This is a genomic window from Nesterenkonia sp. LB17 (assembly GCF_022565915.1).
Lineage (GTDB): Bacteria > Actinomycetota > Actinomycetes > Actinomycetales > Micrococcaceae > Nesterenkonia.
In genome coordinates this window covers 88,809-108,338 of the sequence record NZ_JAJOYX010000005.1, presented here as the reverse complement: position 1 = coordinate 108,338, position 19,530 = coordinate 88,809, and the positions used below count along the sequence as shown (strand labels likewise).

Below are 19,530 nucleotides of genomic sequence, written 5' to 3'. Positions count from 1 at the left end.
GCACCAGCTCCCACGTGCCCGGCACCCAGGCTGGGCCGGTAGCATGGTGGTATGTCTTCACGCGAGCAGACGGGCGAGTCGGAGCGTCGGCAGGTGACCGTTCGTCCTACCCCCAGGCTGAGCCCCTTCCTCATCGCAGGAGTGTTGGCGGCAGTTGTGGCCGCCGTCGTCGTGGTGCTGGTCACCGGCCCCGCGGACGACTATTCGCTCCGCGGTTCGCTGGGATATCTCACCGTCGCCTTCGCGATGCCAGGGCTGGCCCTGGGCGCCGTGACCTGGCTCTTCATCGACTGGCGCTCACGGAAGCGCACCCGCACTTATGACCTGCAGAAGATCGACTCTGCAGAGAGGACTTCTGCGAATGGCCCACAATGATGGTCAGCTGAACTTCAATCTCCTCGACGAGGACCCGCTGCCGCAGGACGAATGCGGAGTCTTCGGCGTCTGGGCCCCCGGGGAGGAAGTCTCCAAACTGGCCTATTACGGGCTCTACGCGCTGCAGCACCGCGGCCAGGAGTCCGCCGGGATCGCTGCCTCCGACGGCAAGAGCATCCGGGTCTATAAGGACCTCGGCCTGGTCTCCCAGGTCTTCGACGAGTCCACGCTCAACTCGCTGACCGGGCACATCGCCGTCGGACACTGCCGATACTCCACCACCGGAGCCAGCCAGTGGTCCAACGCCCAGCCGACCCTCGGGGACACCCCGCACGGGACCGTCGCGCTGGGGCACAACGGCAACCTCACGAACTCCGCGGACCTGCGCGACCGCATCATCGAACGCCACGGACGAGCCGACTTCGGCGAGCTCAACCAGGGCAACACCACCGACACGGCGCTGGTCACCGCGCTGTTGAAGGAACAGCCCGGGGACAGTCTCGAAGATCAGGCGATGGCCCTGCTGCCCACCCTGGAGGGCGCGTTCTGCCTGGTGTTCATGAATGAGAACACGCTCTATGCCGCCCGGGACCCGCATGGCGTGCGCCCGCTGGTGCTGGGCCGTCTGGCCCGCGGCTGGGTGGTCGCCTCCGAGCAGTCGGCGCTGGCCACCGTGGGGGCCTCGGTGATCCGCGAGATCGAGCCCGGGGAGCTGATCGCCATCGATTCCGACGGCGTGCGCTCCCACCGCTTCGCCGCCGCGACCCCTTCGCGCTGCGTCTTCGAATATGTCTACCTGGCCCGCCCGGATGCGAACATCAACGGCCGCTCGGTCTATGAGTCGCGGGTCGAGATGGGCCGTCAGCTGGCCCGCGAGGACACCCACGACGCCGATATCGTGATCCCGGTCCCAGAATCCGGGACCCCGGCGGCGGTGGGCTACGCCGAGGCCTCCGGGCTTCCCTTCGCGCTGGGCTTCATCAAGAACGCCTATGTGGGCCGGACCTTCATCGAGCCCTCGCAGACGCTGCGCCAGCTCGGCATCCGGCTCAAGCTCAACGTCCAGGACCACGTGGTCCGCGGCAAGCGCGTGGTGGTCGTCGATGACTCGATCGTGCGCGGCAACACCCAGCGCGCCATCGTGCGGATGCTCAAGGAGGCCGGCGCCGCCGAGATCCACGTGAAGATCTCCTCCCCGCCGGTGAAGTGGCCCTGCTTCTACGGCATCGACTTCGCCTCCCGCGCCGAGCTGATCGCCAACGGGGCCACCATGGACGAGATCACCCAGGCCGTGGGGGCCGATTCGCTGGCCTACATCTCCGAGGACGGGATGATCGCCGCCACCCAGCAGCCGCGCTCCACGCTGTGCACCGCCTGCTTCTCCGGGGTCTACCCGATCAAGCTGCCGCCGGAGAGCCGACGCGGGAAGATGCTGCTGGAACAGCCCGCCGATTCCACCCTGACTCCGGCCGGTGGCTGCGAGCCAGGACCCGATGCCGAATTCGAACTCGACGAGATCCCCCTCGCGGAGGCCAAGAAGTGACTTCTGAACACACCAGCGCCGATTCCCACTCCGGCGCTCCGATCACCTATGCCTCCGCCGGCGTCGACGTGGAGGCCGGTGACCGCGCCGTGGAGCTGATGAAGGCCCACATCGAGGCTACGCACACGCCACAGGTCATCGGCGGGGTCGGCGGGTTCGCCGGGCTCTACGACGCCAGCGAGCTCAAGCGGCTTCCCCGCCCGCTGCTGGCCACCTCCACCGACGGGGTCGGCACCAAGGTCGCCATCGCCCAGGCGATGGACATCCACGACACCATCGGCTTCGACCTGGTCGGCATGGTCGTCGACGACATCGTGGTCATGGGCGCGAAGCCGCTGTTCATGACCGACTACATCGCCACCGGCAAGGTGGAGCCCACCCGGATCGCTGCGGTGGTCTCCGGCATCGCCAAGGCCGCCGCCGAGACCGGCACCGCTCTGATCGGCGGCGAGACCGCCGAGCACCCCGGACTGCTGGCAGCCGATGAGTACGACGTCGCGGGCGCGGCCACCGGCGTCGTCGACGCCTCCGCCGTGCTGGGCCCAGAGCGGGTCCGTGCCGGTGACGTGATCATCGGCATGGCCTCCTCCGGCATCCACTCGAACGGCTACTCGCTGGTCCGCCGCGTGGTCTCTTCCGCCGGCTGGGGCTATGAGCGCGAGGTCGAGGAGTTCGGCCGCACCCTGGGCCAGGAGCTGCTGGAACCGACCCGGCTCTACACCACGCCCTGTCTGGACCTGGTCACCGCACTCAACGGCGACCCCGCCGAGGCTGAGATCTCGCCCGAGGCCCCGGTGCGCGGGTTCAGCCATGTCACCGGCGGTGGTCTCGCGGCGAACCTGGCGCGTGTGCTCCCCACCGGGCTGATGGCGACCGTGGACCGCTCGACCTGGTCCTGGCCCGCGGTGTTCTCGCTGATTGCGCGGCTTGGCTCGGTCCCGCAGGCCGACCTGGAGCGCACGCTGAACCTGGGCGTGGGCATGATCGCTGTGGTCTCCGCCGAGAAGGCCGACGACGCCCTGGCTCACCTGACCGCCTCGGGCCAGACCGCCTGGGTGATGGGTGAGGTCAGCGCCTACCGCCCCGAGGAGGCCCGGGTGGCCGGTGCCGGTCTGGACTTCGTCCAGGGCGCCAAGGGAGTCGACGGCGGCGGCGTGCTGCTGACCGGCCGCTACGGCTCCTGAACCGTTGACCCTCTGACCTCGGCAGCCCGCCGGGACGAATGACTGGGGGCCCCGGGAGCGATCTCCCGGGGCTGTTCGTCATCTTCGGGCAGGTGCACATCGGCCACGCTGATGTTGACCTCCACGACCTCCAGCCCTGTGCCGTGCTCGACGGCGCGGATGACGTTGCGCCGGACGTTCTCGGTGACCTCCACGATGGATGCGCCGTACTCGACGATCACGGTCAGGTCGATGGCGGTCTGACGGTCACCCTTCTCCACCGAGACGCCGCCGCTGACCTGGGTGCGCGCGCCGGGGATGCGCTCGGAGATCGCGTCGAGGGTGCGCCGGGCGATGTTGCCCACCGCGCACACGCCGGGGACCTCGCGGGCGGCGATCCCGGAGAGTTTCTGCACCACGGTCTCTTCCACCGTGGTGGCGCCGAACGCGGTCAACAGCGGGCTCTGGGCTGCCGGGCTCTGGGCTGCGGAGTTCTGGCGCCCGGGGGCAGGTTCTGCCTGGTCCGTGCCATGCGTGCTGGCGGAGGTGTTCTCGGTCATTGCGCTCTCCTTCAGATCGCTGAGCGCTCAGGGAGCGCTCGGTGCAGTCAAGGATCTCTGACCCTGTCGGTCGGACCTAGGCGGGGACGCACCTGCCCGAGGATCCTCACGCGGATTCTCAGATCTTTCTCGAGACATCGTGGGACGCCGCGTCGGTGGGGCCGAGCTGTCCGCCGCGGGCCGCCTCCAGCTCCCGCGCCACCTGCGCAGCCTCCGCCCGCTCCCTCCGGCTCGGACGCATGGCCCGCAGCGCCCACAGGATGGAGGCGAGATCGTCCACCTCCTGCAGCCAGGCGCCGACGATGGCAGGCAGCATGCCCGCCGCGGCGATGAGCATCAGGACCACCGACATGCCGACGCCGATCCAGATCGCCTGCCAGGCGACCCGCATGGTGCGCCGCCCGATGTGCACGGCCCGAGCACTGCGTCCGAGGTCATCGACGGTGATCACGATGTCGGCGGACTCACTGGCAGCACTGGAACCGCGCGCGCCCATGGCCACTCCCACGTCAGCGACCGCCAGCACCGGCGCATCGTTGACGCCGTCGCCGACCATCATCACCGGGCGCGGGTGCGCCGCCTGCACTGCGGATACCTTGTCCTCGGGGAGCAGGTCTGCGCGCACGTCGTCGATGCCTGCCTGCTGCGCGATGTGGCGGGCCACGTGTTCACCGTCGCCGGTGAGCATCATCGTGGTGCTGACCCCGGCCCGGTGAAGCGAGGCCATCGTGGCCCGGGTCTCGACGCGCAGCTCATCGGCGAGGGCGATGTACCCCGCGTAGGTGCCGTCCACGGCCACGTGCACACCACTGTGACCCACCGGCGGAGTGTCCGGCGTCGTGGAGGTCTCCCGGCCGATGAAGCGGACGCTGCCGACGACGACGGCGCGCCCCTCGACCCTCCCGCGCACCCCGTTGGCGGGCACCTCGATCACGTCCTCGGCGCTCGGCACGCCCTGCGCGTTCGCGCTGGCAGCTTCGACCACGGCGGCTGCCAGCGGATGTGAGGAGTACTGCTCGACTGCCGCGGCGAGCGCGAGCATCCGTTCTGGTTCGAGTCCGACGGCATGGACGTGTGTCACCTCAGGCTTGCCGTGGGTCAGGGTTCCGGTCTTGTCGAAGGCTGCGGTCCTCACCCGGGCCAGCTGTTCCAGCGTGCCGCTGCTCTTGACGATGATGCCGTTGCTGGCCGCGCGGGACATCCCGGCCATGAATGCCACCGGCGCCGCGATGATCAGCGGGCAGGGAGTCGCGACGACGAGCACCTCTGCCGCGCGCGTGGGGTCGCCGGAGAACGCCCAGGCCCCCACGGCGAGTCCGAGCGCTCCCAGGGTGAAGGGCACCGCGACCCGGTCGGCGAGCCGGACGAAGGGAGCCTTCGACTCCTGTGCCTCGCGGACCAGCTCGATGATCCGCTGGTACTGGGACTCGGAGGCGTTGGCGGTGGCGCGGATCTCGATGGCCTCGCCACCGTTCACGGCCCCGGAGAGCAGCTCCTCTCCCTGAGCGCGTTCCACCGGCAGGGATTCTCCGGTGAGCGAGGACTCGTCGAATGTCGCCGAGGCGGACTTGAGCACACTGTCCACCGGCACCACCTCGAAGGGCCGCACCAGCAGCCGGTCACCGACGCTGACCTCTTCCACCGGCACATCTGCGGGGCCGCTGTCCCCGCGCAACAGGTGCGCGGTGTGCGGGGCATTCTCCAGCAGCCCGGTCAGCTCCCGCCGAGCTCGACCGGCGGCGTAGTTCTCCAGGGCTTCACCGCCGGAGAGCATCAGGCACACGACAAGCGCAGCCCAGTATTCTCCCACCGCCACGGTGGAACCGATGGCGGTGACCGCCAGCAGGTCGATGCCGTAGGTTCCGGCGCGCAGATCCGTGATCATCCGACGGGCCTGCAGCAGCGCGACGACCACGGCGAATCCGGAGATCACCCAGCGCGCCGCAGGTCCCTGACCGCTGAACTCGAGGGCCCCGCCGAGCATCCCGATGACCAGGGTCGCCAAGACCACCGGGTAGCGCGCCAAGCCGAGGACGGTCTTCCACATGCCTCATTGATACTCCGGAATCATCCGGCTGTATAGAGAGGTCCTGCTGGGCCCATTACGGTCGTCGCTCAGGAACTGATCCGCGCGGCACCCCGGGGTCCAGGTCGGGGGCTCCCCGATGCCGCGTTGCCGCATCGCGCCGTAGCCTTCAGACAGCGCTCCAGGGGTTCTCCACACCGATGTACTGGGTGCTGGTGTACTCCGCAATGCCTTCGGCTCCTCCCTCGCGACCCAGCCCAGACTGCTTCACCCCGCCGAAAGGGGCGGCCGCGTTGGAGATCACTCCGACGTTGAGACCCATCAGCCCGAACTCGATCCGGTCTCCGATGCGCAGCCCACGCGAGATGTCTTCGGTGAACACATACGAGGCCAGGCCGTATTCGGTGTCGTTGGCCAGAGCGACCGCTTCGGCTTCATCGCGGAACGTGATCACCGGGGCGACTGGACCAAAGATCTCCTCCCGCAGCACTCGAGCATCGGGGGCGATGTTGCGCAGCACTGTCGGTTCGAAGAAGTACCCGGCGCCTTCAGTGCGCTTGCCTCCGGTGACCACCCGCGCCCCACCGGCCACAGCATCAGCCACGAGTGCCTCCATCGAGTCGCGGGCCTTGGCATCGATCAGCGGCCCGACGTCGACGCCGTCCTCGACTCCGGAACCCAGCCTCAGCGCAGACATCTTCTCCGCGAGCCGAGCAGTGAAATCCTCCGCCACCGATTCATGGACCAACAGGCGGTTCGCGGCCGTGCAGGCCTCCCCCATGTTGCGCATCTTCGCGGCCATCGCTCCGGCCACGGCCTTGTCCAGATCGGCATCTTCAAACACGATCAGCGGTCCGTTGCCGCCGAGCTCCATAGAGGTGCGCAACACGTTCTCGGCAGCCATCTTCATCAGGTGCTTGCCCACCGGTGTCGAACCGGTGAAGGATACCTTCCGCAGCCGGCGATCACCCATGATCGGCTCGGAGATCGCTGACGCAGAGCTGGTCGAGACGACGTTGAGCACTCCGTCGGGGAGCCCCGCATCGAGCATGATCTGCGCAAAATAGTGCGCGGTCAGCGGCGTCAACGCTGCAGGTTTGAGGATCATCGTGCACCCTGCCGCGAGGGCCGGCGCGACCTTGCGGGTGGCCATGGCCAGCGGGAAGTTCCACGGAGTGATCAGCAGGCAGGGGCCGACTGGTTTGCGGGTGACCAGCATCCGCAGATTACCCTCGGGGGTGGCCGCATAGCGGCCATAGTCTCGGACGGCCTCCTCGGAGAACCAGCGCAGGAACTCCCCGCCGTAGGCGACCTCTCCCCGGGACTGGGCGAGTGGTTTGCCCATCTCCAGGGTCATCAGCAGCGCCAGCTCCTCGGCCCGGTCCTGGACCAGGTCGAAGGCCCGGCGGAGGATCTCGGCCCGCTCACGCGAGGGAGTTCGCGCCCATGATTCCTGAGCATCGGCGGCGGCGTCCATGGCCGCGCGGGCATCGTCTGAGGTGGCCGAGGACATCTTCGCGATGACTTCCTGGGTGGCCGGGTTCTCCACCTCGAAGGTGGCACCGTCGGAGGACTCCCTCCATGCACCGTCGATCAGCAGCCCCTTGGGGGTCGCGGCGAGCAACGCCTGGATGCGGTCCTGCGTGACAAGGGTCTGGTCTGGGGTGTTCATCTGTGAGACTTTCTGATCGGCACCGCGGCGCATCCGAACGGGATGGCGATCCGCGGCGCTGGACTGGAGGTGTGACCGGCAGCTTCAGGCTGCGGCCAGCGCGTCGGTGATGATGCTCAGGCCTTCTTCGAGGAGCGCATCGCTGATGGTCAGAGGTGGAAGCAGTCGAACCACGTTGCCATAGGTCCCACAGGTCAGGGCGATGACCCCGGCTTGGCGCGCTGCGGTCGCGACAGCAGAGGTCAGCCCCGCGTCTGGAGCCTTCGTCTCAGGGTCCACCAGTTCGAAGGCCAGCATCGCACCGCGACCGCGGATATCCCCGATGCGGGGATCTCGGCGCTGGACCTCCTCCAGATGGGCGCGCACCAGTTTCTCGATCCGCAGCGCCTCCTGATCCAGATGCCCCTCTTCAATGGTCTCGATAGCAGCCAAGGCGGCAGCACATGCGACGGGGTTACCGCCGTAGGTCCCCCCGAGGCCGCCAGGGTGAGCAGCGTCCATGATCTCTGCTCGCCCGGTGACCGCCGAGAGCGGCATTCCGCCTGCGATGCCCTTGGCGGTGGTGATGATGTCTGGCTGCACGTCCTCGTATTCTGAGGCGAACCAACGACCGGTGCGGGCAAAACCAGTCTGGATCTCATCGGCGATGAACACGACATCGTTCGCATTGCACCATTGAACGATCTTCTTGAGGAACCCAGGCGCTGGAACGATGAATCCACCCTCACCCTGGATCGGTTCCATGATGACCGCCGCGAGGTTCTCGGCGCGGATCTGTGTCTCCAGCTGTTCGATGGCACGGGCCGCGGCGGTATGGCCATCGAGCTGGTCGCGGTAGGGGTACGAGCCCGATACCCGATACACCTCCGGGGCGAAGGGTCCGAAGCTGTGCTTATAGGGCATGGACTTCGCGGTCAGCGCCATCGTGAGCGTGGTGCGGCCGTGGTACGCATGATCGAAGGCAGCGACGGCCTGTTTTCCGGTGTACGCCCTGGCGATCTTGACCGCGTTCTCCACTGCCTCGGCTCCGGAGTTGAACAGAGCGGTGCGTGCCGGACCTGAGACGGGGGTGATCTCCGCGAGCTTCTCGGCCACGGCCACGTAGCCCTCATAGGGGGTCACCATGAAGCAGGTGTGGGTGAACTCAGCGACCTGCCGCTGCACCGCTTCGACCACCTTGGGTGCACTGGCGCCGACGCTGGTCACAGCGATGCCTGCTCCGAGGTCGATGAGCCTGTTCCCGTCGACATCCTCGAGGATTCCATCCTGGGCGCGGACGGCAAAGGTGGGCATCAAGGTCGAGACCCCACGGGCCACTGCGGCGTGCTGACGCTCCATGAGTGCCTTGGCCTTCGGGCCGGGCAGTTCAGTCGCGAGGTGTCGGGTCTGTTCCATGCAGGGCTCCTTGAGGCGACGCAATCAAATGATCTGTGACTCTGATACTCGTCCACCCGGAACCATACTGTCTAATGCCCGCTGCGGATACAAGGCATGCCTACAGAGCATGCCACACTGTCAGTTGTGGACCATCGACTTCTCAGGTACTTCGCCGCTGTCGCTGATGAAGGGACTGTCTCAGCGGCCGCGGAATCCCTGCACATCACGCAGCCAGCGCTCTCGCGACAGATCCGGGAGCTCGAGAGCAAGCTCCGACTCCAGCTGTTCCGCCGCACGGGCAACCGACTGATTCTCACATCAGAGGGCACAGAGTTCCTCTCGGTCACCCGCGAGGTGCTGCGCGTGCACAGCCATGCCGAGCTGATCGCCGAGACGCTCGCCTCAGGCAGCATGCGCAATGTCTCCATCGGCGCGCCGCAGACCACCTTGATCGACATCGTCGCCCCCTTCGTCGCGACCTTCTCCCAGCACGATCCAACCCCGCACGTCTCCGAGATTTCACTCAGCCCGGAACCCACCCAGAACAGCTCCGACTACGATCTGATCGTCACGCCGCAGAGACCGGCAGACGATCATGAAACGCTGTCGCTTGCCGCTCTTCCCGTCTGGGCCTACGTTCCCCAGACCCACGCATGGGCGCAGCGAGAGGCGATCGACCTGGCCTCCCTGTGTGAACACGCATTGATCCTCGTGCCAGCAGCGCAGAAGTCTCGACAGATCCTCGACGCCGCGCTGAGCCTCGCCGACCTCGCAGCGCGCGGCACGATCGAAGTCTCACAGGGGCGGCTGGCGCAGGCCCTCGCCGCGGCCGGACGGGGCGTCGCCGTTCTCTCGGACGACGCCCACTTCGCATTGCACCCCTTGAGGATTCTTGACGAACGGGGTTACGCTCTTCAATTTCACCTTCATGCAGCCTGGCGTCGGGATCATCACGGAAGCGCGGAGCTGTTCAGCATGGCGCAGCGGCTGCGCGACTTCTGTCAGCTCCGATACGGCCCGACCCTGGCCTCAGCACCGGACGACGATGCGCAGCGAGAGAGTTCCACTGCTCACAGACCTGGTCATTGAAGAATCCGCCGAGCATCAGGGACCGTGGTCAGTGGCGCTCAGTCCGCGATGTAGAGAAGTCGTCTGTTGACGAACTCATCCATGCCGAGCGGCCCAAGCTCGCGGCCATAGCCCGAGTTCTTCACGCCCCCGAACGGCATCTCCGGACCCTCCGCAGCGGGCGTGTTGACACTGGCCATCCCGACCTCGAGCTGAGCGGCGACTGCCGCTGCGCGTTCGGCGTCCACGGAGAAGACCGCACCGCCGAGGCCATACTGGCTCTCGTTGGCGAGTCGGATCGCCTCCTCGTCGCTCTCGCACCGATAGACCACGGCGACTGGGCCGAAGAGCTCTTCGCTGTAGGCTCGCATCTCCGGTGTGACCCCAGTCAGCACTGCTGGAGAATAGTAGAATCCCGAGGAGTCGGGGATCTCTCCGCCCGCATGCAGCCGCGCACCCTTCGACACAGCATCGTCGACCTGCTCCTTGAGCAGATGCACAGCACCCTCCGAGGACATCGGCGAATACGTTCCGGGAGTCGGGTCTGAGGGATCTCCAGGCCGCAGGCCCGCAGCTCGAGCAGTCAGTTGATCGACGAATGCCTCGTAGATGTCTTCGTGGACGATGATCCGCTTATTCGAGTTGCACACCTGGCCCATGTTGTAGACGCGCGTCTCCCACGCGGTGTCCGCTGCACCGGCTACATCCTCGGAATCCAGCACGATGTAGGGGTCCGATCCGCCGAGTTCCAGCACCACCTTCTTGAGGTGCGCCCCCGCCTGCCGCGCGACTGCGGATCCCGCGCGCTCAGATCCGGTGAGCGAGACGCCGCGCAGTCGTGGATCAGCGATCATCGTCGCGACCTGCTCGTGAGTGGCGAAGACATTGGCATACACGCCAACTGGCACCCCAGCGTCGTGCAGCAGCTGCTCGATAGCGAGAGCTGATCTTGGGCATGACTCCGCGTGCTTCAGAATTATCGGGTTGCCCAGAATCAGGTTGGGCGCAACGAAGCGGGCGACCTGGTAATACGGAAAGTTCCAGGGCATGATCCCCAGCAACGGACCGATCGGCAGGTGCTCGATGACGGCTCGTCCGCCGGAGTAGCTTTCGATCTCCCGATCCGCGGTGAGCTCGGCCGCCTTCTCCGCGTAGTAGGCGAAGATGGCGGAGGCGAACTCGACTTCTTCTTCGCCCTCGCTCAGCGGCTTCCCCATCTCGATGCTGATCATCCTCGCCAGCTCATCGATTCGTTCGGCGAAGAGCTCTGAGACGCGCAGGGCTGTCCTTGCTCGACTCTCCAAAGAGGTCCTTCTCCACGTGGCGAAGGCCTCTGTGGCCTTGGCCAAGGCCACCTCCACCTCCTCCGGGGTCGTAGCTGGAAAGTCTTCCAGCGTCTCCCCTGTCGCAGGATTCGTGACGTGGTAGGCGTGCGATCGTGTCATGGCTCATCTCCTAGTTTGCAGCTCGCGAAGCGGGGTATCCGTCTGTCGTGTCAGTCCGGACCGGACGCCGGTCGGACCGAGGCTCGACGCATCAGGGACGCGCCGCCATGGCAGAGATCACCTCGTAGGCGACATGCGAGCCCGCGACAGCCGTGAGCTGAGCGTGGTCATAGGGGGGCGAGACCTCGACGACGTCGGCACCGACGATCGACGTGTTCGAGAAGGCGCGCAGCATCCGCAGCAGTTCTCGACTCGTCATACCGCCGGCCTCCGGCGTGCCGGTGCCCGGAGCGTGTGCAGGATCAAGGACGTCTATGTCGATCGATAGATATACCGGCCGGTCACCGATGCGACGGTGCATCCGTTCGATGGCCATTTCGACGCCCTCGACCTCGATGTCGTGGGTCGAGATGATGGCGAATCCCAGACGCTCATCATCTCGAAGGTCCTCCTTGCCGTACAACGGACCGCGGATGCCGACATGCAGACTGGCCTCCATGTCGATGAGGCCCTCCTCCGATGCCCTCCGGAACGGAGTGCCGTGGGTGACGGGTGCACCGAAGTAGGTGTCCCAGGTGTCGAGGTGCGCGTCAAAGTGAACGACGGCGACAGGGCCGTGCGTCTTTGCCACTGAACGAAGCATCGGAAGAGCGAGTGTGTGGTCACCGCCGATCGCAAGGAGCCGCGTGCCTCCAGCCCGGAGTTCGTCAGCGGCGCGTTCTATATCGAGGACAGCCTCGTCGAGGCTGAACGGATTCACCGAGATGTCACCCGCATCGGCCACCTGCACCTGGGCGAAGGGAGAGATATCGGCGGCGGGATTGTATGGACGCAGAAGCCGGGACGCTTCGCGCACGTGCGCCGGACCGAACCGTGCGCCCGGGCGGTAACTCACCCCAGAGTCGAAGGGCACCCCCACCACCGCGATATCGACATGGTCGACCTCCTCTGCCCTGGGGAGCCGTGCGAACGTCGCGATTCCCGCGAACCTGGGCGACTTGCTCGCATCTGCGGGGCCGATGTTCCCCGAATCGAACTGCACATATTCCGTTGCTGACATGGGTACATCCGATCTCTCGCCACTTTCGGGCCAGGAATAGTTATAGAGAATATTTGTACTCTATTAGACACCTTGTATGGAAGAACCGACAGTCTCAGCGGTGATCGATCAGACGAGCCCGCTCCACGGCGCAGGCACGAGCACCCAGAGCGCCGCGCTCTCCACCGGCGCCCACCAGCTATGCGGCTCATTGCCTGGAAACGTGATGGTATCCCCGGCGTAGAGCACCTCGCTCGACGCTGCGAAGCGAATGTGCAGCTCGCCGCGGATGATGTGCAGAGACTCGACTTTGCAGTTGATCGTGTAGAGATTCTCTCCACCGTGAGCGCCGCTGGCGATCTCCGAGTGGATCACCTGCACCTGGGACTGGCCGCGCGGCGTGACCATGTGCTCCACCGCTCCAGTTCCCCCCAGGTTGATCAAGGGCGCATCGTCGAAACGCACGATTGCACTGTCCGGCTCCTCGAACAGCTGACCCAGCGACAGCCCCAGCACCTGGCAGATAGACATCAGCGACGCGACGCTCGGCGATGTGTCGTCACGCTCCACACGCGAGATGTAACCCTTGGTGAGATTCGCCTGCTTCGCCACGACGTCGAGCGTGAGGTGTTGAGCCTGTCGAGCGGCACGAAGCTTCGCACCAATAGGGGGTGGCGAGTCGCTCGCGGCGGGATTGACGTTTCGCATTCATCCTCTTTTTCGTCGAGCCGAGACTCCAGCGTATCGCGCAGCGGAACAATGTTGACTCATGTACAACTCTTGTTGCATGCTGACCTCTGTATCGAGCGTCACATCAATCGACCCACAGCGGAGTCGGGTGCCGCACTGAAGGGGTAGATCCAATGACTGAATTACTTCCACAGCACATCTCGTCGGCTGCAGAAGCGATAGTGCGGGCGTTTGAGAACAATGATGAAAATGATTACTTCAGCCGATTCTCTCCTACATGTACCTTCATATTTGCTCCCGACAATACCGTTCACGCTGACCGTGCGAGCTGGCACGCCGCGTGGGGCAAGCTCCAGGAAGCCGGCTGGCGCGTCATCGCGTGCCGCACGCTCGAATCAGGAGTCCGAGTACTCGCCGGCGGCGGCGTCTTCTGGCACGTGCTGGAGACGACCGCGCTCGTCGAGGGCGTGACCCAGACGTACCGCGAACGCGAAACCATAGTCTTTGAAAATACCCAGGAGGGGCTGCTCGCGGTCCATGAACACCTTTCCTCGGTGACCGAGGAAGGTACTTCCCTGTGAAAAACTCCCAGCAGAGCGCAACCTTGACCGCAGACCCAGACGAAGAACAGGTGCCGCTTCGAGGCACCCTCGGGGGCGGCCGAATCATGCTGATCTGGCTGGCGGCGAACCTGGTCGTCACGACGCTGCTGACCGGCACCCTGTTTGTTCCAGGCATCTCATTCGGCGACTCGCTCCTCTGGATCGTCTGCGGCACCGTTATGGGCGCTGGCGTCCTGACCCTTGTCGCTGTCATGGGTGTTCGCACCGGCCTTTCGACCATGGCACTTACAAAGGGATCCTTCGGGCTGCGCGGTTCGATCGTTCCCTCGCTGTCGAACTTGATCATTCTGATGGGCTGGTCGTGGGTGCAGGCCATGCTCGCCGGCATCTCGGTCGACTACCTCGTTCACGCGTGGACCGGGTACTCCAACCCGATCCTGTTCGCCGCGCTGTGTCAGGCGTTCGTCGTGTTCCTGGCGATCTTTGGCCACGTCGGAATCGCGCGCATCGAACCGCTCTTCGGGCTCGTCATTGTGAGCATCATCATCTACGTCTTTGCCGTCGCCTTCTCGACCCATCCCCCTGCCGAGTACCTCGCCATCGCGATTGACCCTGCACTGGGAATGGACGGCGCGCTCGTATTCGACATCGTGTTCGCCACCGCGATCTCCTGGACGGTGCTCAGCGCCGACCTCACCCGCACGGCGCGCAGCGTCCGCGCCGGAGCAGCAGGCGCAGCCATTGGTTACACCACGTCGACGATTCTCACGATGGCACTCGGCGCCACTGCGATCTCCTACGTCCTGCTCGAGGGCAACGAGGCTGTTGCATTCGATCCGACCGTGATCATCACTGCGTTCGGAGCGCCCCTGGCCGCCGTGATGTTCCTGTCTGTCATGGCGACGAACACAATGGTCATGTACGGCATGACGCTCTCGCTTCAGCACGCGTTTCCCCGTCGCCGGCCGCTGCCGTTCCTTCCCACTGCGCTCGGGCTCGGCGTCGTGGCTGTGATCGGCTCTACCTGGCTCGGGCTGCTCGAGCAGTTCACGAACTTCCTGGCAACGATCGGCGCCCTGTTCATCCCCGTCTTCGCCGTGATGATCGTGGACTACTACTTGGCTCGTCGGCGCAGCTACAACCGCGAGATTCTGAACTATAAAGGTGGGAAGTACTGGTTCACCGGTGGGTGGAACATCGGCGCGATCGTTGTCTGGGCGACTGGCGCCGGTCTGTACACGCTCTTGACGACCGTGTGGTTCTCTCCCGTTGGAGCGGCCCTCCCGACGGTGTTGTTCTCGGGCTTGATGTACTGGCTGTGGACGAGGATCGCGAGAATCTCTGAACCCCGGGGCGTCGAATCTCGACACCTCGCGGACCAGCTCGAACTCGCGACTGAGAAGTAGGAGGCTGGAGATGTCGCGGTGGGCTGATCTGTCTCACGACCTGAGTTCTGGGATGCCGGTGTTCCCCGGCGACCCGCAGGTGTCGATCCAGCCTGCCGCGACAGTCGCCGTAGACGGATTCGAAGTGCACGCGTTGCATCTGGGAACGCATTCCGGCACCCATGTGGACGCACCAGCCCATGTCATTCCCGGCGGTCACACCGTCGACGCTATCGACGTGGAGGACCTCATCGGCGAAGCGATGGTGCTTCGCGCCGGAGAGCTGAGCGCAGGGGCCACCGTGACTCTTGAGAGTGTCGCAGATCAGCTCGCCGGCGGTCTGGGAGATGCCCGCATCGTATTGGTGGCAACTGGTTGGGACCGACACTGGAGTTCCGAACGGTATCTCGATCACCCGGTCCTCGAGCCCACCCTCGCCGAGCATCTGCTGGAGCTCGGCGCCAGGGTCATCGGCGTGGACACGCTGAATCCCGATTCCACCCGTGCGGCCGACCAAGGCCTGCCTGTGCACGACATCGTGCTCGGCAAGGGGCGGCTGATCATCGAAAACCTGAGGCAACTCACACAGCTGCCAGCCCGCGTCGAGTTCGTAGGGCTCCCGCTGCGACTGCCAGGCATGGACGGGTCACCCATCCGAGCTGTGGCGCGGCCTTTGTGAGCACTGCCGGGCGAACAGTCAGGGGACCCGTTCGGCAGGATGTGCCTGCTCCTCTGGCCCGCTGCGCGGGTCAGAGGAAGCTGGGCATCAGCGTCGCACCCCGTCTCTCGATGCTGACCCGTGCGGGCCTCGCCGAGCAGGCATGGCACTCGGTGAAGGCCGGGTAGAAGACGCCCGCACCCTGGACGGCGAGGTGGACCTGTGTGCCAGGCGTCAGGGGCACCGCGTTGAGCTGGCGCAGCCGCAGCGGGGACTCCACGCCCTCGAGCTGGACCAGCGCAGTGGTGTCATGACCGAAGTACTGGGAGCTGAGCACGGTTCCTGCCACACCCTCCTCGCTGAGTGTGATCTGTTCAGGGCGCAGCATCACCTGCCCCGTTGATCCGCTCGCCGTCCGATGAGCGATGGCCAGGTTCGGGCAGACCAGCTCCACGTTCACGCTGCCCAGCGGAGTCGACGAATCCCACACCGCCCCAGCCTGTCCGGAGAGCGGCTCTGGAAGCTGGCTGGTCAGCTGGCCGGGCAGCAGCACGGCGTCGCCGAGGAACTGGGCGGTCTCCACGTCGCAGGGCCTGGTGTAGACCTCTTCGGGGGCACCGATCTGGCGCAGCCGCCCATCCTTGAGCACCGCGACCTGATCGGCGAAGGACAGCGCCTCGTCCTGGTCGTGGGTGACCAGGATCGTCGTGGTCCCGGTGATCCGCAGGATCTCCCGGATCGCCTGCCGGGTGCTCTCGCGCAGCCCAGCGTCCAGGGCGGAGAACGGCTCGTCGAGCAGGATCATCTCCGGCTGGCGGGCCAGCGCCCGGGCCAGCGCCACCCGCTGGCGCTGACCACCCGAGAGCTGGTCCGGACGCCGGGAGGCGTGATCACCGGTGAGGCTGACCAGCTCGAGAAGCTCCGCGACCCTGCGGCGCCGCTCGCGCCGGGGAGTTCCGCGCGGCAGGCCGAACGCGATGTTGCCGGCGACGTCGAGATGCGGGAACAGCGCTCCGTCCTGGGCGACCAGTCCGATGCTGCGCCGATGGGCGGGAACCTCTGTCACATCCGCGCCGTGGAGTCGGACCTCCCCGTGTTCGGGGGCCAGGAACCCCGCGATGACGCGCAGCAGCGAGGTCTTGCCCGAGCCGGAGGGGCCGACGATCGCCGTGGTCGTCCCAGCCTTCACGCGCAGATCGATGTCGTGGAGGACCGGCTGATCGCCGAATCGCACCTCGACCCCGGAGACCTGGAGCATCGTGGTGTCAGTGTCCGTGATGCCAGTGTCCGTGGCGTCAATGTCCGTTGCAGTCATCGGACCTCCTTGAGTAGTCGCGAAATCATCATCCAGGCGGGGACCGCGGCGACGAGCACCAGCAGCGCGGCGAAGGGCGCGGCGGCCGCATAGGACTCTCCGCCGGTGTAGGTCCAGAGCCGCGTGGCGAGGGTGTCGAACCCTGTGGGTCGCAGCATCAGCGTGGCCGGAAGCTCCTTGATCGTGGTCAGGAGCACCAGCAGCGCCCCGGAGAGGATCCCGGGAAGCATCAGCGGCAGCGTCACGCGCAGGTAGCCCACGCCGGGGCTGCTGCCCAGGGACTGGGCGGCCTCCTCCAGCTCCGGGGGCGCCGAGAGCGCGGAGGCGAGCACCGGGCCCAGGGCCAGCGGCAGCATCAGCGCGCAGTAGGCCAGGGTCAGCATCCACATGGTCTGGTACAGCGCCGGCAGCACCGCGATCCCGAGCATCACCACCGAGAGTCCGATGACGACGCCGGGCAGCGAGTGCGCCAGGTAGGCGGTGCGTTCCAGCAGCCGAGCGAGCTTCGAGGGCCGCCGCGCCAGCCACAGGGCCAGCGGGATCGCGATCGCCGTGGTGGCCAGCGCCGCGAGCCCGGCGGCCCAGAGCGAGTTCAGCAGCGCCGACCCGATCTCCGCCAGTGAACCCGGGCGAGAGACCCCGCGCAGGCTCCAGACCAGCAGTGCCGAGAGCGGGACCATCAGTGCGACGAGCACCGGGGTCCAGGCCAGCGCGAGGATCGGCAGCGTCCAGCGTCCTATCTGGAAGCGGGCGGGGCGGGCTCGCCCCTCACCGGACATGGTGGAGTAGCGGGTGCCGGTGCGGCGGACCCGGCCTTCGAGGATGAGCAGGCACAGCGTGAAGACCAGCAGGATCGAGGACAGCGCGACTCCTCCGAGCCGGTCGAAGCCCATCGAGAAGCTGGTGAACACAGCGCGGGTGAAGGTGTCCACGCGCAGGATCGAGACGGCGCCGAAGTCGGCGATGACGTAGATGGCGCAGAGCAGGGTGCCGGCGGTGATCGCAGGGGCGGCCTGCCGAACGGTGACGCTGAAGAAGGTGTCGATGGGGCCGCGGCCCAGCGCCCGGGCGGCCTCTTCCTGGGCGGGATCCACCGAGACCAGCGCGGCGACCACCGGCAGGTAGATGTAGGGGTAGGTCACCGAGGTGATCACGATCGCCGCGGCCAGGAACCCCTCGAAGCTGGTGCCCGGGTTGATCAGGGCGTTCATCGACTGCCAGCCGAACGCGGCGACATAGCTTGGGACCGCCAGGGGCAGTGCCGCGGCGACGCCGAGGATCAGTCGTCCCGGGAGCTGTGTGCGGGTGACCAGGAACGCCAGGCCCACGCCGAGGACCAGGCACAGCACGGTGACCGTAAAGGTCAGCGTCAGCGAGGTGTAGGCAAGCCGGGCGCTGCGCGCGCTGAACACGGTGTCCAGGAAGTCCGGAAGCGGGAACTGGGCCAGCCGGATGACGAGGTAGAACAGCGGCAGCAGCGCCACCAGCGTGGCGAGGACCGCGGCGGCGCGCAGCCACAGCGGCACCGCCACACGCCCGTTCCCTGCGGAGCGGGAACGGGCGGCGGTGCGCGCTGGAGCTTTGGCCGGGGCGGTGATGGGTCAGCCCACCAGACCCGATTCGACGATCATCTCCACAGAGGTCTCCAGGTCATCGAGACGGTTGAGATCGATGTCCGGCGCGTCGAGCTCCTCGAGGCTCGGCATGCCCTCAGGTCCGTCCACGCCTTCGATCATCGGGTACTCCGCGGTCTCCTCAGCGAAGTAGGTCTGACCCTCGGTGCTGAGCATGAACTCGGCCAGTGTGGCGGCGGCTTCGTTCTCGGAGTTCAGCACCCCGACTCCCGCCACGTTGACCAGGGACCCGACGTCACCACCGCTGAAGAGGTGGTTCGCCACGTTCAGCTCGGCCGGGTCCTCGCCGAGCTCCTTGGCGCGGCCGTAGAGGTAGTAGTGGTTCACCAGGCCCATCTCGATGACCCCGTTGGCGACGTCGGTGACGATCTCGCCGTTGCCCTCGCGGATCTGCGGGTCGTTCGCGGCCAGGTCGTCGAGGAAGGTCTGAGTGGCCTCTTCGCCTTCAAGCTCGCGGTGAGCGGTCACGAAGGACTGGAAGGACGCATTGGTGGGGGCCACTCCGACGCGACCGGCGTACTCGGGCGCTGTCAGCTCATCCACACTCTCGGGCAGGTCGGCCTCCTCCACCGCGTCGGTGTTATAGATCAGCGTGCGTGCTCGTCCGGAGACGCCCACCCACTGGTTCTCGGCGTCACGGTAGGCCTCCGGCACCTGCTCGAGCAGCTCGGCGTCGAGCTCCTCGAAGAGGCCCGCTTCAGCCACGGCGCCGAGGGCGCCTGCATCCTGGGCGAGGAAGACGTCGGCTGGGGAGCCTTCTGCCTCCTCCAGCAGCTGGGCGGCCAGCTCGGCGGTGTCGCCATAGCGCACCTCGACCTCGATGCCGGTCTCTTCCGAGAAGGTGTCGATGAGCGGCTGGATCAGTTCCTCGTTGCGCCCGGAATAGAGCACCAGGCTCTCCTGCTCGGCGGAGGTCTCGTCACCGTTCGACGCCGGCTCAGCGGTATCGCCACAGGAGGTCGCGGTCAGGGCGACAAGTGCGCCCAGGGAGACCGCCACGGAGGTTCTGCGCATGGA

Annotated in this window: 17 protein-coding genes and 1 pseudogene; 8 read left to right on the top strand and 10 right to left on the bottom strand. The window is 66.4% G+C overall.

Features of this window, described 5'->3' with window-relative positions; translation table 11 throughout:
• The first annotated feature begins 51 nt into the window (after window positions 1-51).
• The 3 genes from LTH96_RS11490 to purM are packed head-to-tail and all read left to right on the top strand — an operon-like array spanning window position 52 to window position 3,102.
• A complete protein-coding gene (locus tag LTH96_RS11490; RefSeq protein WP_241465944.1) occupies window positions 52-375 on the top strand; it encodes a hypothetical protein in 324 nt (107 codons plus the stop codon).
• Window positions 362-1,918 carry an amidophosphoribosyltransferase gene (purF, locus tag LTH96_RS11485; RefSeq protein WP_241465942.1) on the top strand — a complete coding sequence of 519 codons (1,557 nt, stop codon included), beginning with the start codon at window positions 362-364 and terminating at the stop codon, window positions 1,916-1,918. Before LTH96_RS11490 ends, purF begins: the two co-directional genes overlap by 14 nt.
• Complete coding sequence (gene purM, locus LTH96_RS11480; protein ID WP_241465940.1) at window positions 1,915-3,102, top strand: phosphoribosylformylglycinamidine cyclo-ligase; 1,188 nt, start codon at window positions 1,915-1,917, stop codon at window positions 3,100-3,102. The genes purF and purM overlap by 4 nt, the downstream gene beginning before the upstream one ends.
• Here the strand turns inward: purM and LTH96_RS11475 are convergent.
• From LTH96_RS11475 to gabT, 4 genes are all read right to left on the bottom strand, one after another.
• Window positions 3,090-3,641 (bottom strand): Asp23/Gls24 family envelope stress response protein, encoded by a 552-nt coding sequence (locus LTH96_RS11475; RefSeq protein ID WP_241465939.1) that lies wholly within the window; start codon window positions 3,639-3,641, stop codon window positions 3,090-3,092. The two genes, purM and LTH96_RS11475, sit on opposite strands and share 13 nt — an antisense overlap.
• A 118-nt stretch (window positions 3,642-3,759) precedes the next feature.
• Window positions 3,760-5,688, bottom strand: coding sequence for a heavy metal translocating P-type ATPase (locus LTH96_RS11470; protein WP_241465937.1), 1,929 nt, complete (start codon window positions 5,686-5,688; stop codon window positions 3,760-3,762).
• Between the two features lie 148 nt (window positions 5,689-5,836).
• The gene (locus LTH96_RS11465) at window positions 5,837-7,339 is read right to left on the bottom strand and encodes an NAD-dependent succinate-semialdehyde dehydrogenase (RefSeq protein WP_241465935.1); all 1,503 of its coding nucleotides are present in this window, start codon (window positions 7,337-7,339) and stop codon (window positions 5,837-5,839) included.
• A gap of 84 nt (window positions 7,340-7,423) precedes the next feature.
• Window positions 7,424-8,734: a 4-aminobutyrate--2-oxoglutarate transaminase gene (gene gabT / locus LTH96_RS11460; protein ID WP_241465933.1), complete on the bottom strand. Its 1,311-nt coding sequence runs from the start codon at window positions 8,732-8,734 to the stop codon at window positions 7,424-7,426.
• A gap of 96 nt (window positions 8,735-8,830) precedes the next feature.
• Between gabT and LTH96_RS13350 the strand changes: the two are divergent.
• Both LTH96_RS13350 and LTH96_RS11450 read left to right on the top strand, forming a co-directional pair.
• Window positions 8,831-9,031: pseudogene (locus tag LTH96_RS13350) on the top strand (LysR family transcriptional regulator); the annotation flags it as partial.
• Between the two features lie 48 nt (window positions 9,032-9,079).
• On the top strand, window positions 9,080-9,805 hold the full coding sequence (locus LTH96_RS11450) for a substrate-binding domain-containing protein (protein ID WP_241466053.1): 726 nt from the start codon (window positions 9,080-9,082) through the stop codon (window positions 9,803-9,805).
• A 38-nt stretch (window positions 9,806-9,843) separates the two neighbouring features.
• Here LTH96_RS11450 and LTH96_RS11445 read toward each other — a convergent pair whose 3' ends face one another.
• The 3 genes from LTH96_RS11445 to LTH96_RS11435 all read right to left on the bottom strand — a co-directional run bounded on the left by LTH96_RS11445 (window position 9,844) and on the right by LTH96_RS11435 (window position 12,976).
• Window positions 9,844-11,229, bottom strand: coding sequence for an NAD-dependent succinate-semialdehyde dehydrogenase (locus tag LTH96_RS11445; RefSeq protein WP_241465931.1), 1,386 nt, complete (start codon window positions 11,227-11,229; stop codon window positions 9,844-9,846).
• Window positions 11,230-11,320: 91 nt separating this feature from the next.
• Window positions 11,321-12,289, bottom strand: coding sequence for an agmatinase (speB, locus tag LTH96_RS11440; protein ID WP_241465929.1), 969 nt, complete (start codon window positions 12,287-12,289; stop codon window positions 11,321-11,323).
• A gap of 108 nt (window positions 12,290-12,397) precedes the next feature.
• Window positions 12,398-12,976 carry a helix-turn-helix domain-containing protein gene (locus tag LTH96_RS11435; protein WP_241465928.1) on the bottom strand — a complete coding sequence of 193 codons (579 nt, stop codon included), beginning with the start codon at window positions 12,974-12,976 and terminating at the stop codon, window positions 12,398-12,400.
• A gap of 155 nt (window positions 12,977-13,131) precedes the next feature.
• Here LTH96_RS11435 and LTH96_RS11430 point away from each other — a divergent pair, with 155 nt between their 5' ends.
• From LTH96_RS11430 to LTH96_RS11420, 3 genes are read left to right on the top strand one after another with little or no spacing between them, the layout of a single operon-like run.
• Window positions 13,132-13,539 carry a nuclear transport factor 2 family protein gene (locus LTH96_RS11430; RefSeq protein ID WP_241465926.1) on the top strand — a complete coding sequence of 136 codons (408 nt, stop codon included), beginning with the start codon at window positions 13,132-13,134 and terminating at the stop codon, window positions 13,537-13,539.
• A complete protein-coding gene (locus tag LTH96_RS11425; protein WP_370644440.1) occupies window positions 13,536-14,927 on the top strand; it encodes a cytosine permease in 1,392 nt (463 codons plus the stop codon). Before LTH96_RS11430 ends, LTH96_RS11425 begins: the two co-directional genes overlap by 4 nt.
• A gap of 10 nt (window positions 14,928-14,937) precedes the next feature.
• On the top strand, window positions 14,938-15,585 hold the full coding sequence (locus LTH96_RS11420) for a cyclase family protein (RefSeq protein WP_241471185.1): 648 nt from the start codon (window positions 14,938-14,940) through the stop codon (window positions 15,583-15,585).
• A 70-nt stretch (window positions 15,586-15,655) separates the two neighbouring features.
• On the opposite strand, the gene LTH96_RS11415 is transcribed toward LTH96_RS11420, so the two are convergent.
• The 3 genes from LTH96_RS11415 to LTH96_RS11405 form a co-directional block, all read right to left on the bottom strand.
• Window positions 15,656-16,879, bottom strand: coding sequence for an ABC transporter ATP-binding protein (locus LTH96_RS11415; RefSeq protein ID WP_241465923.1), 1,224 nt, complete (start codon window positions 16,877-16,879; stop codon window positions 15,656-15,658).
• Window positions 16,876-18,411 carry an iron ABC transporter permease gene (locus LTH96_RS11410; RefSeq protein ID WP_241465921.1) on the bottom strand — a complete coding sequence of 512 codons (1,536 nt, stop codon included), beginning with the start codon at window positions 18,409-18,411 and terminating at the stop codon, window positions 16,876-16,878. The genes LTH96_RS11415 and LTH96_RS11410 overlap by 4 nt, the downstream gene beginning before the upstream one ends.
• Window positions 18,412-18,480: 69 nt before the next feature.
• Window positions 18,481-19,527 carry an iron ABC transporter substrate-binding protein gene (locus LTH96_RS11405; RefSeq protein ID WP_241465919.1) on the bottom strand — a complete coding sequence of 349 codons (1,047 nt, stop codon included), beginning with the start codon at window positions 19,525-19,527 and terminating at the stop codon, window positions 18,481-18,483.
• Window positions 19,528-19,530 lie beyond the last annotated feature (3 nt).

What these genes read in the sequence shown, in the direction of transcription:
- LTH96_RS11445 (WP_241465931.1), bottom strand. Translation starts at nt 11,229, where the DNA reads ATGACACGATCGCACGCCTACCACGTCACGAATCCTGCGACAGGGGAG.
- gabT (WP_241465933.1), bottom strand. Translation starts at nt 8,734, where the DNA reads ATGGAACAGACCCGACACCTCGCGACTGAACTGCCCGGCCCGAAGGCC.
- LTH96_RS11405 (WP_241465919.1), bottom strand. Translation starts at nt 19,527, where the DNA reads ATGCGCAGAACCTCCGTGGCGGTCTCCCTGGGCGCACTTGTCGCCCTG.
- LTH96_RS11465 (WP_241465935.1), bottom strand. Translation starts at nt 7,339, where the DNA reads ATGAACACCCCAGACCAGACCCTTGTCACGCAGGACCGCATCCAGGCG.
- LTH96_RS11490 (WP_241465944.1), top strand. Translation starts at nt 52, where the DNA reads ATGTCTTCACGCGAGCAGACGGGCGAGTCGGAGCGTCGGCAGGTGACC.
- LTH96_RS11475 (WP_241465939.1), bottom strand. Translation starts at nt 3,641, where the DNA reads ATGACCGAGAACACCTCCGCCAGCACGCATGGCACGGACCAGGCAGAA.
- LTH96_RS11435 (WP_241465928.1), bottom strand. Translation starts at nt 12,976, where the DNA reads ATGCGAAACGTCAATCCCGCCGCGAGCGACTCGCCACCCCCTATTGGT.
- LTH96_RS11430 (WP_241465926.1), top strand. Translation starts at nt 13,132, where the DNA reads ATGACTGAATTACTTCCACAGCACATCTCGTCGGCTGCAGAAGCGATA.
- LTH96_RS11415 (WP_241465923.1), bottom strand. Translation starts at nt 16,879, where the DNA reads ATGACTGCAACGGACATTGACGCCACGGACACTGGCATCACGGACACT.
- purF (WP_241465942.1), top strand. Translation starts at nt 362, where the DNA reads ATGGCCCACAATGATGGTCAGCTGAACTTCAATCTCCTCGACGAGGAC.
- LTH96_RS11420 (WP_241471185.1), top strand. Translation starts at nt 14,938, where the DNA reads ATGTCGCGGTGGGCTGATCTGTCTCACGACCTGAGTTCTGGGATGCCG.
- speB (WP_241465929.1), bottom strand. Translation starts at nt 12,289, where the DNA reads ATGTCAGCAACGGAATATGTGCAGTTCGATTCGGGGAACATCGGCCCC.
- LTH96_RS11470 (WP_241465937.1), bottom strand. Translation starts at nt 5,688, where the DNA reads ATGTGGAAGACCGTCCTCGGCTTGGCGCGCTACCCGGTGGTCTTGGCG.